Source organism: Bacillus sp. J14TS2 (assembly GCF_018333015.1).
Lineage (GTDB): Bacteria > Bacillota > Bacilli > Bacillales > Bacillaceae_C > Lederbergia.
The window spans coordinates 83,120-96,566 of record NZ_BORE01000018.1; the positions used below are offsets into that span (position 1 = coordinate 83,120).

At 37.0% G+C, this 13,447-nt stretch carries 9 protein-coding genes; 7 read left to right on the top strand and 2 right to left on the bottom strand.

All coding sequences use genetic code 11. The features are described from left to right. The first annotated feature begins 35 nt into the window (after window positions 1-35). Window positions 36-785, top strand: coding sequence for a YjbA family protein (locus KI375_RS22620; protein WP_212975663.1), 750 nt, complete (start codon window positions 36-38; stop codon window positions 783-785). Between the two features lie 273 nt (window positions 786-1,058). On the opposite strand, the gene trpS is transcribed toward KI375_RS22620, so the two are convergent. Further along, window positions 1,059-2,048, bottom strand: coding sequence for a tryptophan--tRNA ligase (trpS, locus tag KI375_RS22625; protein ID WP_212975664.1), 990 nt, complete (start codon window positions 2,046-2,048; stop codon window positions 1,059-1,061). A 554-nt stretch (window positions 2,049-2,602) separates the two neighbouring features. On the opposite strand from trpS, the gene KI375_RS22630 reads away from it, so the two are divergent. The 5 genes from KI375_RS22630 to pepF all read left to right on the top strand — a co-directional run bounded on the left by KI375_RS22630 (window position 2,603) and on the right by pepF (window position 9,309). Next, window positions 2,603-3,784, top strand: a complete 1,182-nt coding sequence (locus tag KI375_RS22630) for a putative glycoside hydrolase (RefSeq protein ID WP_212975678.1) — start codon at window positions 2,603-2,605, stop codon at window positions 3,782-3,784. Window positions 3,785-4,142: 358 nt separating this feature from the next. Beyond that, window positions 4,143-4,538 (top strand): transcriptional regulator SpxA, encoded by a 396-nt coding sequence (spxA, locus tag KI375_RS22635; RefSeq protein WP_158320567.1) that lies wholly within the window; start codon window positions 4,143-4,145, stop codon window positions 4,536-4,538. Window positions 4,539-5,092: 554 nt separating this feature from the next. Beyond that, window positions 5,093-5,752 carry an adaptor protein MecA gene (gene mecA, locus KI375_RS22640; protein ID WP_207450904.1) on the top strand — a complete coding sequence of 220 codons (660 nt, stop codon included), beginning with the start codon at window positions 5,093-5,095 and terminating at the stop codon, window positions 5,750-5,752. Window positions 5,753-6,203: 451 nt separating this feature from the next. Beyond that, complete coding sequence (locus tag KI375_RS22645; protein ID WP_212975665.1) at window positions 6,204-7,406, top strand: competence protein CoiA; 1,203 nt, start codon at window positions 6,204-6,206, stop codon at window positions 7,404-7,406. A gap of 82 nt (window positions 7,407-7,488) precedes the next feature. Then, window positions 7,489-9,309, top strand: a complete 1,821-nt coding sequence (gene pepF / locus KI375_RS22650) for an oligoendopeptidase F (RefSeq protein ID WP_212975666.1) — start codon at window positions 7,489-7,491, stop codon at window positions 9,307-9,309. 277 nt (window positions 9,310-9,586) lie between these two features. On the opposite strand, the gene KI375_RS22655 is transcribed toward pepF, so the two are convergent. Continuing rightward, a complete protein-coding gene (locus tag KI375_RS22655; protein WP_212975667.1) occupies window positions 9,587-11,809 on the bottom strand; it encodes an MMPL family transporter in 2,223 nt (740 codons plus the stop codon). Between the two features lie 171 nt (window positions 11,810-11,980). On the opposite strand from KI375_RS22655, the gene KI375_RS22660 reads away from it, so the two are divergent. After that, on the top strand, window positions 11,981-12,598 hold the full coding sequence (locus KI375_RS22660; RefSeq protein WP_212975668.1) for a TetR/AcrR family transcriptional regulator: 618 nt from the start codon (window positions 11,981-11,983) through the stop codon (window positions 12,596-12,598). Window positions 12,599-13,447: the final 849 nt, after the last annotated feature.

The following is a 13,447-nucleotide window of genomic DNA, read 5'->3' on the forward strand; positions in this document are numbered from 1 at the left end:
CTGATTGACAAATAGTAATGAAGTGAGGGATTAAAATGCTATATCTTCATGATGTATGGGTGAATTGGTTCGAGGGGGAAGAGAGCGGTTATAATGTTTGCCATTTTCATGAATGGAGGAGAGGGGAAGATGTGATCGAGCTTTTAGATCAGGTGCCTTTATTACTAATAGATACCGCTCTCTTTCATTACATTGAAAATAATATGGCAGAATTACCACAACAATTAATGAATGATATTTACAAAAAAGCATATTTAAGAAAAAATCATGAACGAGTTCAACTAGAAAATTGTTTTGTTGTAACGGATCGTAAAGGGATTATTGCTGTTGATACGCTTGGTTATAATATCCCACTAAGAAAAAGCAGGCTTATTCCCCGTCAAGAGCAGCTCGTTTATGAAATGACAGAACAAAGTAAAAAGACACACTATAAATGGAAGGAAACTGATAGGAAAAAAGAGCATCATATTTTAGCACCAGCACCTACGTTAATGTTTGGATTGACTAGGAAAGAAAGGCAGTTAAAGCATCTAATGTTTATGGCTCTTGATCAGCTTTATGCCTCCAAAAACACCTCAGAAATAAGATATTGGTACACTGAATGGGCGCCACATCGGTATCAGGACATTCAAACTATGCCATTTGAGGAAGTTTGGGAATGCCTCTATGAGGAAACAAAGGTTGGCTGGTCCAGTAAACATCTCAAGCTATGTGAAAATATGATTAAAGGACAACCATTCTTTGAAAAGCTATGGGAAATGGAATCTGACTCAAAAGTAAATTAACAAAGAAAAGCGCAAGGCGCCCGCTACCTTCGACAAGCAAATGTTCTGAGACAAAGAAAGGCGTTCTTTGCCTTTCATTGGCTCAGGTTATTATGCAGAACATCGGCTAAGTTCGCGCCGTCCTGGCGCAACGCCGATGGCGCCTGGAGCTAGACACCAACTGCAAAGGTAAGCTAGTTATCCACAAACCGGAAATTTATAAATTCCTAGACCAGAACAAAAGCGCAAGTGCCAGCTAACCAGGCCGCTTGCGCTGAATCTTAAAAAAACAAATTATCTTCTTTTTCTTCCCAAACCCATGGCGTTTTCCATTTTTTTCACCATTTTATTTGCTTTTGTAGCTGCTTTTGCAGCACCCTCATCCAAAATATCATCCAATTCTTTTGAATCCACTAATTGATAAAAGCGTTCTTGAATAGGCGTAATATAATTTAAGACAACCTCAGCTAAATCAGCTTTGAAGTCCCCATAACCTTTACCAGCATACATTTCTTCAAGTTCTTTTATACTTTTATTTTCAAGAATAGAATAAATGGAAAGCAAGTTCGATACACCCGGTTTATTTTTTTGATCAAATTGAACAATTCCATCTGAATCTGTTACAGCGCTTTTTATTTTCTTTGTGATTTGCTTAGGTTCATCTAGCATTGTAATGAAAGCACGTTGATTCGTATCTGATTTACTCATTTTTTTCGTAGGATCCTGTAGGGACATTACTCTAGCACCTACTTTGGGAATCCGTACCTCTGGAATAGTAAATATATCATTGTAACGATTATTGAATCTCTCGGCTAAATCCCTCGTCAATTCTAAATGTTGCTTTTGATCTTCCCCAACAGGTACTAAATCTGTCCCGTATAATAAAATATCTGCCGCCATTAAAGGTGGATATGTTAATAGTCCAGCAGAGACAGCATCTTTTCCTTCAGATTTATCTTTAAATTGAGTCATTCTTTCTAATTCGCCAATATAAGCTATACATTGCAACATCCAAGCTGCTTGGGAATGAGCAGGGACCTCTGATTGAACAAATAAAGTAGCCTTTTGAGGATCTAAACCAGCGGCGATATATAAGGCAGCTAAAGATCGAATGTTCTTTCTTAAGGTTAATCGATCTTGAGGAACTGTAATAGCATGTTGGTCTACTACACAAAAATAACAATCATAATCATTTTGAAGCTCAATAAACTGTCTGATTGCGCCAATATAATTACCAAGGGTAATGACGCCACTCGGTTGAATACCCGAGAAAATTGTTTTCATCTAAAAATCCTCCTTAAGCAACTAGCTCTTTTCCATTTTAAAAGAAATGTTTTACCTTAAACCATCAGAGGTATAAAGGAACCATATAAGATTATTATTCCCTCATTATACCTGCTCATAGAGGGACAAGCAAGCAAGGTACAAAGTACCAAACTGCTCGTCAAGCAAGAGGAAATGGGAAAAGTTATTTAATTAAGCTAAAAATATTGTTAGAATGAAAATGACATAATCTAACAAGAAAAGATAAAGTTCAACTCACAATCAATAGGGTTTTTTATTCCCACTGATTGAAGAAGATCAAAGGCTAAGATTGTAACATCCTGTCGTTTGGCCTGCACTAGTACGTTCTATACGTTGCAATGCCTTTGTGATCTATGTCTTGCAGGCTTGAACTATCGGGGATCTACTGACAGTTAATCCCTCACTTACAATGCTTGTTTTACTTTGAATTGTTGTAGTGGGGGGGCAATACTGCCAGTTGATTCGGGATAAAAATAGATATTTTATTTAAAAGGGAGAGATTGTTAGTGAATTGGAAAAAGGGACCTCTGATTATGGGGATTGCTGCTGTATTGTTGTGTTTGACTTCCATAACAGCTGCTGCAGAAACGAAATTTTCAATACAACCTTTGAAGGGGAGAGAATTATTAGTTGATAATAAAATACTTCCAGATGTGATGCCACGATTTGTATATGATTCAGGGAGAGAGTTTGAATATCCGGATGCTGTGAGAGGTGTTTATGCCACTGGACATTCAGCTGGCGGAGGTCGCTTTGATCAGTTAGTTGATATGATTGATTCGACAGATCTGAATGCAATGGTGATTGATATAAAGGACGATTGGGGAGATGTTACATATAAATTACCAAAAGATTCTCCACACGCGGATATATCCCAAGATTACATAACTGATCCTGAAAAGATGATGGATTCTTTAGAGGAAAAGCAAATTTATCCAATTGCTCGAATTGTCGTTTTTAAGGATTCCAAACTATCGAAGGCAAAACCAGAGCTATCTTTTAAAGAAGGAGGCGAGGTATGGGCGAATGGGAAGAAGGAATCCTTCGTTAATCCATTTATGAAAGAGGTCTGGGATTACAATGTTGAGATTGCAATTGAAGCAGCTAAATTAGGGTTTCAAGAAATCCAATTTGATTATGTTCGTTTTCCTGAAGGGTTTGAAACTAGAGATGAATCGTTAACTTATGGTCTGGGCGATTATGAAGATATGGATGAGGATAATGTTCAAAAAAGGGTTCATGCCGTAACCGATTTTGTTGCTTATGCAAAAGAGAAGCTTGCGCCATATAATGTAAAAGTATCTGTGGATATATTTGGTTATACGGCTACACTTCCTGAAGCACCAGGAATTGGCCAAAATTTCCAGAAGATATCTGAAAACGTTGATGTTATATCATCAATGATTTATCCAAGTCATTGGACCTCTTATTTTGATATTGAAAAACCTGATTTGGAACCATACAAACTTGTTAAAGAATATTCAAAAGTCGAAAACGCCAAACTTGAAGAATTAAAAAATCCACCGATCTCACGTCCGTGGTTGCAAGATTTCACCGCTTCTTATTTAGGATCAGGAAATTATCAAGTATATGGTAAGAAGCAAATTGAAGACCAAATAAAGGCCCTTTATGATGAAGGAATCGATGAATTTTTATTATGGAATGCAGGGAATACTTATACAGAAAATGTTGATTATATGATTGGGAAAAAGTAGAGGCTGTCTTACACAATTTGTGTTTAAGGGGAAAGATTTTCATTATGCAGTATGAAGCCATTGATTTTGGGGATAGTAAAAAAAAGGAAGTTCTTGTTTAAAATTAATCTATTAGGGGTAATGAAGGAATAGAACATCAAATTGTAACAGCAATGTGTTTTTTGTGTAACAGATGAGAAAATACATAAAAGAACCTATTCATCATGCCGAATTTGGTGTATAATACATATGTAAGGTTGTTTTATAATCATTAAAACAATATGAGTCTGTTACTTACATATAACTGTTTACATTATGTAGTTATTCATTCAATAGATGAAGCAGGAATTTTAATTCTAATTAGGAGTGTGGTTCTATTATGGTAACGTTGTACACTTCACCTAGCTGCACATCATGCAGAAAAGCAAGAAATTGGCTTGAGCAACAAAATATTTCTTATAAAGAAAGAAATATTTTTTCAGATCCTCTTACATTAGACGAAATAAAGGAAATTTTGCGTATGACAGAGGATGGGACCGATGAGATTATTTCGACTAGATCTAAGATTTTTCAAAAGCTAAATGTTGATCTAGAATCATTGCCCCTACAACAATTATTTGAATTGATTCAAAAAAATCCAGGACTCTTAAGACGTCCCATTATTTTAGATGAGAAACGATTACAGGTTGGATATAATGAAGATGAAATTCGACGTTTCCTTCCTCGTAAGGTTCGGACTTATCAGCTTCGTGAAGCGCAAAAGATGGTCAATTAATCATATCGCGTATGGAATGTTTGAAAAGGCTAAACCTACTCTGTCGTGTATCGACTAGTGGGCTGGCCTTTTTTCATCATTATCAATAAAAGCGTAACCGCTCGTTTAGCGCCGTCCTGGTGGCGGACTTTGATCGCGACGCGCCGTTCTGTTGCTTCGTCTGAGCTGCTACAACCTGTATGTCGCAACGCCAATGGTGTCGCATCTACGAGCCTCAGGCCGATGACGCTTGGAGCGAGACATAGACCGTGACATCAGCATGAACATGCAAATTATTTAGTGTGGATGTAAGAAACTTGGCTATAAGCAAGAGGGAATTTTGAAAATGACCTTGATTTTCTCTCCTATGTTAGATAAAATAAGCAAAACATGGAATTAAGTATAGGCATTAGAGGATTTTAAACTTTAAGGTAGCTTTTGTTTCCATTTATTCGCTACTTATCATAAAATAGAAGTACAAGGAGAATAATATACACTCATTCTTTCTGAGGATAAGAATCTCCGATACGGGATCGTGATCCCTTCACCAACTATTATAGAAGGGAGTGTTGATTTTGGAGATTGAACGCATCAATGAAAACACAGTCAAGCTGTATATATCTTATATGGATATAGAAGAACGTGGGTTTGATCGTGAAGAAATTTGGTACAATCGGGAGCGCAGTGAAGAATTATTTTGGGAAATGATGGATGAAATTCATGAAGAAGACGAGTTTCTTAATGAAGGACCGCTTTGGATTCAGATCCAGGCTCTTGATAAGGGGCTTGAAGTGATCGTTACAAAAGCTCAACTATCTAAAGATGGGCAGAAGCTTGAACTTCCGATTCCCGATGAAAAAAATAATGAAATACCAGTTGATCATGCGATTGAGGACTTGCTCGATCAAAATTTTCAAGTGAATCATTACGGGAAATCAAAACTCATATTTGAATTCGTCTTTGAATTTAAAGATTTTGAAGATATCCTTTCCCTTTCCAAAAATAAAAACTTAGACGAACAAATTAATACACAGTTGTTTTCATGGAAAGATGTTTATTATTTACACGTTCATTTTCCAGACGAACAATTTGATGACAAAAAAATAGACAATGCACTAAGTATTCTTCTTGAATATGGGCAAGAGAGTAACGTAACAGTTCATCGTTTGGTCGAATATGGTAACAAAATTATTGAGAAAGATGTATTCTCCACTCTAAATCAATATTTTGAATAAATCACCGATTTCTAAAAGAAATCGGTTTTTTTGTCTAGCTCCAGCGCCCAGCGACTAGCCAACTTTCGGTGCCTGCTTGCGTAAGTCAACATCGATTCTCCCTTCGCCTTCGGGTTCTTCGTGTTTCCTTTATCTCGTCAGTCTCCTAAAAAGTTTGTACGTCGCTAAACGGGCGCTTGGGCTTTTCTTATGGTTAAGGAAACTATAAAATTCTTGGCTTGTGGATAAGTTATAATTTTGAGTTTTGTCATCCAGCTCCAGCGCCTAGCCTCTCGAGGTCAAATAACCCTGAACCTATGAAGGGAAAAAGCCCCTTCCTAGGTTCAGGAACATTTGCTTGTCGGGGCTGATCAAGGCGCTTGCGCTTTTGTTCCCTAAAATACTTTTTGATCATCGATTAAAAGGATTTTATCAGGTAGTGGCGAATAATGTAGAGAAAGGAGTGAAAAAATTGTTAACTGCATTAAATGAAAAAGGAAAGCTTATATCATTGATTAATGTTCCCCAAACTTTTACGAAACGAAATAGGACCTCCCATTATTATTGTCCCGTATGTGAAGACCCCTTAATTCTAAAAGCTGGAAAAATTCGAATTCCTCATTTTGCTCATAAGCGCTCCGCCGAATGTTCCATCCTCACGACTGAACCTGAAAGTCCCAGGCATTTATTAGGAAAAAAGCATTTATACCAACATTATAAGGCGAAAGGATTAGATATTTATTTAGAACATTACCTTCCTGAAATCCGACAAAGACCTGACCTTTTTTTAAAGGCAGGCGACCTCACATATGCTATTGAATATCAATGCTCTCCATTACCTAGACAACGTTTGGAAGAAAGAAATGCAGGTTATCAGAAACTCGAAATTCTACCTATATGGATTCTCGGAAGTTCACCTTACAAAAAAAGAAAAAATAGTACGTTTGTGTTATCAGATTTTCAATTTTCCCTCAGTACGCATCACCCCGATTCTGGATTAACCCTCTTAAGTTATATACCTGAGAAAAAGGCTTTTCTCCAGCTTTCACAAATGATTTCCATAACATCTAATAAGTTATTAGGAGTGTTACAAGAGTTCCCAATTCTGAATGATAAAAAGTACGCTTCTGTTTTTGATGAGTGTGCTTATGATGCTCAAATTTGGTTGAATGAAAAGAGAATGTGGTTACAACAAAAAGTACATTATGGGGATCTTCATCAAGATTCTTTTTTGAAAACGGTATACACAGCCGGACATAATCCTTTTCTCTTGCCGGAAATATGTGGAATCCCTGTTCCACATGCGCACATCATACATGAATCACCTGTTATTTGGCAATTTTATTTATATCTTGATTGTATACAAGGACTACCAGTTGGACAAAAGCTCTCATTGAAATGGGTGAAACAAAAAGTACTAAAACGAATTAATCAAGGTTTGATTAAGATTCGGAAATTTCCGCTAGATATTCAAAACCAATATAGTTGGGAAATTACTATTTTAGAATATTTTTCTATGCTTACGGCAATGGAATATTTTTCGCAAATAGGTGAAGACTTATTTATGATAAAAAAATCAGTGAAGAAGCCTGAAAATATGGAGGAGACAAGGAGCAAGGAAAAGGAAATATTCCAAAAAGATGCTTTGCGTAAACTAAACGCACCTAATCCTTAAAGTTGCAGGGATTTGGATAAAATAGGTAGAATAGGTAATAGAGGATGAAAATATAACCAGTCAAGATTAGAGGAGGAAGATTATGACGAAAGAAACAACAATTAAATCATTGCCACAGCGGTCAGAGATAACAGAGGAAATGACTTGGCGTTTGGAGGATATTTTTCCAACAGATGAGGCGTGGGAAAAAGAATATGAAGAGATCAAAACACTTGTCAAACAAGCTGGCCAGTATAAGGGGACTATTGCTGAAAGTGCAGCGAAACTAAATCAAGTTCTGCAATTTCAAGGACAGGTGTTTGAACGACTAGGAAAATTATTTACATACGCCCATATGCGCTATGACCAAGATACGGGAAATTCTCATTATCAAGGGTTAAATTCACGAGCTGAAAGCTTATATTCAATCGTTGCAAGTGAATTTTCCTATGTAGTTCCAGAGATTTTGGCAATGGACGAAGACAAGATTGCGCAATTTGTTGAAGAAAATAGTGAGTTACAAGTGTACCGTCATGCCTTAGAAGAAATTAACTTGCAGCGTGGTCACGTTTTATCAGCAGAACAAGAAGCAATGCTTGCTCAAGCTTCTGAGGCTCTAGGTTCTGCAAGTACTACATTCGGGATGCTGAATAATGCGGATTTAGAATTTCCAGTTATAAAAGATGAGAATGGGGAAGAGGTTCAGATTTCTCATGGGAATTATATTCGTTTCCTTGAAAGTCAAGATCGTGAAGTAAGGGAATCAGCTTTTAAAAAGGTATATGAAACATATGGCCAGTTCAAAAATACATTTGCAAGTACGCTAAATGGAACTGTAAAGAAAGATAATTTCTTTGCTAAGATTCGAAATTATGATTCCGCTCGAGAATCAGCATTAGCGGGAAATAATATTCCTGAAAGTGTTTATGATAATCTCGTCAATACTATTAATAAAAATTTACATTTACTCCATCGTTATGTGAAGCTGCGTAAGAAAATTATGAAGCTTGATCAGCTCCATATGTATGATTTATATACGCCGCTTGTAAAGGAAGTCAAGATGGAAGTAAAGTATGAGGAAGCAAAAGATATTGTAGTGAAAGCTCTTGCTCCACTAGGCAGTGAATATATAAACATTTTAAATGAAGGCTTTGAAAATAGATGGGTAGATGTGGTTGAAAATAAAGGGAAGCGCAGTGGAGCTTATTCATCAGGTGCTTATGGGACAAATCCATATATTCTTATGAATTGGCAGGACAACGTCAATAATTTATTCACTCTCGCTCACGAATTCGGGCACAGTGTTCATAGTTATTACACACGCAAACATCAACCTTATCCATATGGAAATTATTCGATTTTTGTTGCGGAAGTTGCTTCCACAACGAACGAATCAATTCTTAACGAATATATGATACAACATGCAAACAATAAACAAGAACAATTGTATTTATTGAATCATTATCTTGAAGGTTTCCGTGGTACTGTTTTCCGTCAGACAATGTTCGCAGAATTTGAACATCTTATTCATCAAAAAGACCAGAATGGAGAAGCACTAACAGCGGATCTATTGACAAAAGAATATTATGAACTAAATAAGAAATATTTTGGGGAAGAGGATATTGATATTGATGATGAAATCGGCCTAGAATGGTCGAGAATTCCTCATTTTTACTATAATTACTATGTGTATCAATATGCGACAGGTTTTAGTGCAGCCGCAGCCTTGTCTAAGCAAATTTTAGAAGAAGGAGACCCTGCCGTTAAGCGTTATCTAGCATTTTTGCAGGCAGGAAGCTCTGATTATCCTATTGAGGTGCTGAAAAAAGCAGGTGTAGATATGACGTCTGCAGAGCCAATTGAAGCAGCTTGCCAAATATTTGAAGAAAAATTAAACGAAATGGAAGCCTTGCTTTCAGAATAACTATTAAAAGCGAAACTTTCTATCAGCTGGATAGGAAGTTTCGCTTTATTTTTGTTAAGGAAACTATTGGAAACTATAAAATTCTTGGCTTGTGGATAACTGTTTACATTACGGTTGGTGTCTAGCTCCAGGCGCCATCGGCTCGAGGTCAAATAACCTGAGCCAATGAAAGGCAAAGAACGCCTTTCTTTGTCTCAGAACATTTGCTTGTCGCCGATAGGCGGGCGCCTTGCGCTTTTCTTGTTTGCTTAAGTCTGAGTTTGCTCTTTTACTGTATCTAATTGGTTTCTTTCTTTTCTTCATCTTTTACCTTCCAAAGTTTCCCCGGCCAAAAAGCATATCTCTCTAATACAGTGGTAATTGCGGGAACAAACAGTGGGCGGACAATAAATGTATCCATTAAAATTCCGATAGCAGTCACGGTCCCAAAGTGGACCAGTACCTGCATTGGCATAACAGCTAAGACAGCAAAAGTACCAGCTAGAATTATTCCTGCTGAGCTGATGACGCTACCTGTTTCACTTACACCTTCTGCAATGGCTTGTTTTAAAGGAATACGTTTTTTGCGTTTGTTCCAAATATTCGCGACTAGAAAAATATTATAATCTTCCCCTAATGCGACTAAAAAAACGAATGAATAAAGCGGGATAAGTCCTTGGATGGCAGGAACGTTGAATCCATAATGCAGGACAATCCAGCCGATTCCGAGAGCGGCTAAATAAGAGAGCCCCACTGTGAGTAATAAATAAATAGTCGCAATGATTGATCTGAAATAAACTAAAAGTAAAATTCCAATGATTAATAACACGACAGGTATGATGATTGATTGGTCTCTGTTTGTAATTTGTTTTGTATCATATAATGTCGCTGTTTCTCCGCCGATCCAAAGATTGTCTTGAGGATTGTTGATACCTGCTTCTTTTAGACTCGAAGATATAACAGAACGAATATCCTCGATTTTTTCAACAGCTTCTGGTGAATATGGATCCATAGCAAACGTGATTTCGTATAATTGGTAATCTTCATCTTTGCCATGTTCTGGTTCAGATACGTTATCTATATACGTAAGATTTTGCAAATCTTGTTGAAGAGAAATATCTTTTTGGGTTGTCTGGATCATCACCTGTGTAGGTGCCACTTCTCCAGGTGGATAATGATCCGAAATAATCGAAAATCCTTCTCGTGAAGGCATATCTGCTGGGAATGAATCCAATAATCCATAAGTAAATTGGATTTTCGGTACAAACGAAATGAAAATTCCTAATAAGACGAAACAACTAATGATAATGGTCCATGGTTTTGTTGTGACGATTTTTCCTAGAGCTATACCAAATACACTTTTATCTCGCTGCCTGCGTAATTTCTTTCCTTTTTTTGCTTCAAGCTTTTGAATCATTTCTTCCGTTCTAGGGATGAAAGGAAAGAATGCAACTCGGCCTAGCAAGGTAAGAAAGGCTGGTAATAAAGTTAGCGCTGTTACGCCCATAATTAATATCGAAACACTAAATGGGATGGCAAATCGATCGTAGGAAGCATAATACGCCAGACTAAGCGTTAGCAAGCCTAAAACAGTTGTGATTGCACTCATCAGGATTGCGCTGCCAGTATTTTCAATCGCCTTTTGCATCGCCTTATATCGATCAGGTTCATGCCTTAATTCATCACGATATCTAGAAATGAGAAATAAGCAATAATCTGTGCCGGCACCGAAAAGTAAAACGGTCATGATGGAGATTGTCTGTTGATCAACTTCTATCCAGCCATTTTTTGCTAAGAATCCGAGTATCGGACTGATCAATCCATAAGCAAAGCCAACTGTAATTAAAGGAATAATCGCTAGTAAAGGGGAGCGATAAAGGACAATTAATAAAAGCAGTACAATTGCTACAGTGGCCATTAATAAAGTGAAATCTGCATTGCTAAATAATGATACTGCATCTGTTTGAATCCCAACTGGACCGGAAATGCGGACATGGAGTCCTTCTTTATCTAAGTGATCATCTAATACAGCGTGGTTGAAAGCCTTATTAATTTGCTCCTTTACTTCCTCTATCCCTTTTTGTAGTTCTTTCGTTGAAGCGGCTGAATCAAAAAATACGGGGGTTGTTAAGGCAGCCTGATCTTCTGATGCGGCTTGTGCTAATGCTTGTGCAGGCGCTTTATATAGAGGCGGTACAAAAGTCTGCTTGTTCACAGGGTTTTCTTCTAAACTCTTAAATAATTTTTGGATATTTTCGAAATCAGTATCTGTTAATCCAGCTTCCTGATACCAGACCAGAAGTAAAGGAGTTCCTGTATCATTTGGAAACTGCTCATTTACTAACTTGGAAGCCCTAATGGAAGAAGCATCATCGGGCAGTAGTTGATTTGAGTTTGTTTTTTGGCTATTAATCTGAGGCCAGGTAACAGAAAGGACACCAAGTATGATCACCCAAATGACCGTTGTGACCCAACGACTTTTCATTCCGGAAACAAAGGATCCCCAGTTCCACTTTTTCATATGCACCATCCTTCACTTAAGTTGTATTATTTTACCATATTATAATTATATATACTGGTTAGTCAATTAAAAATAACTTTCTTTTAATATGGACGAAGTTGGAGGAAATTCTAATTTTATATTAAAATAAACTTATATGAATATCAAAAAGCGTGGAAAGAAGGGAGTATAGTGTCAAAGAAACGTGCGATTGGAAGACCACCAACTGATTTGTTAAAAAAGCCGACGAAGGAAAAAATTGAAGATCATGCTCAAACTTTATTTTTGAATTATTCCTATCAAGAAGTATCAATGGATGATGTTGCCAAAGCTGCTAATGTAACGAAAGCAACTGTTTATTACTATTTTTCAAATAAATCTCGTTTATATACAGAAACGATGATACGGATGTTGGGACGAATTAGGAAACAAGTTCAAGAGATCCTACAAAAGGAGCAATCGTTTGATAAAAACTTATACGAGGTGGCAGAAAGGTTTTTAACAGCGACCCTTCACCTTGATATTGATGCGTTAACACGGGGAACTGAAACCGCATTGGAAGAAAAAGACTGGCAAGATATGAATCAGGCTGTAGAGGGAATTTATGATGCCTTGGAGCAAGGTTTCCAAGCGGCAATGGATAAAGGACAACTACACTCCACTTTTTCAAGCAAATTTAGTTCCAGAGTATTTTTCTCTTTATTAAATGTAGGGAATGGTCTAAATAATATTGAACAGAAAAAAGAGGATGACATAGAGAAAAACACGAAGGATATTATCCGCTTTTTTCAAAAAGGCGTTTTACAATAAATGCATGATGACCAATTGTTTTGTAAGATATAGAATCTTAGTTTATGCCTCTAATCTAAGTTCCGCCCCCTTTTGATTAGTCCTTGCTTCTGTTTATATATGCTTACATTCATTCGCATACGAAGCTTGGGGTATCATCAGAATCCTAATAAGTTGTAAGCGACCGAACGGGTGATCATTTTTTGTTCGCTCGGCAAATTAATGAAATCCTCGAAATCTATTTTTTCCATTCATAAAAGAAACCAGTGAAAATAAGCCAACAAAAAGGAGCGGAGACGTGATATAAATCGGAATTAAGCGCATTAATGCTAAAATATGAAGGAAGAAACATGTGATAATAAATACAATAATAAGAAGGAGACTTACCTTTCGCATCATTTGGACTCCTTTCATGGTTGTACCTTTATTCCATTCATATATATGTATACAACCTTCTTTTCATGATAAAAAGCATCCCTTCAAAAGGATGCTTTTTAACAATTTACATTGCGCTTTGGCCTACAGCTTCCGTTTGCGTAAGTCAACATTGGCTCATGCTTCGCCGTGCTGTCTAGCTACAGACGGCAGGAGCGAGAGACTCGAAGGATGCGAGTCCATCGGTGTTTCGACAGACGTCGAGCCTTTACCGATGTTCCGCAAAATAACCCTAAATCGCAGAAGGGAAAATTCACCCTTCTTCGTTTCAGGAACATTTGCTTGTCGGGGCTAATCAAGGCGCTTGTGCTTTTGTTCTTGTTAAGGAAACTATCACTAGCGTTGCATTAAATTTCCAGCCAAAAGTCAAGAGGAAATAACTATGCCAAAATTATGAATAATGGCAATTATCACTATAAAAGTCCATAAAAAAAC

What these genes read in the sequence shown, in the direction of transcription:
- trpS (WP_212975664.1), bottom strand. Translation starts at nt 2,048, where the DNA reads ATGAAAACAATTTTCTCGGGTATTCAACCGAGTGGCGTCATTACCCTT.
- spxA (WP_158320567.1), top strand. Translation starts at nt 4,143, where the DNA reads ATGGTAACGTTGTACACTTCACCTAGCTGCACATCATGCAGAAAAGCA.
- KI375_RS22655 (WP_212975667.1), bottom strand. Translation starts at nt 11,809, where the DNA reads ATGAAAAAGTGGAACTGGGGATCCTTTGTTTCCGGAATGAAAAGTCGT.
- KI375_RS22630 (WP_212975678.1), top strand. Translation starts at nt 2,603, where the DNA reads ATGGGGATTGCTGCTGTATTGTTGTGTTTGACTTCCATAACAGCTGCT.
- KI375_RS22620 (WP_212975663.1), top strand. Translation starts at nt 36, where the DNA reads ATGCTATATCTTCATGATGTATGGGTGAATTGGTTCGAGGGGGAAGAG.
- pepF (WP_212975666.1), top strand. Translation starts at nt 7,489, where the DNA reads ATGACGAAAGAAACAACAATTAAATCATTGCCACAGCGGTCAGAGATA.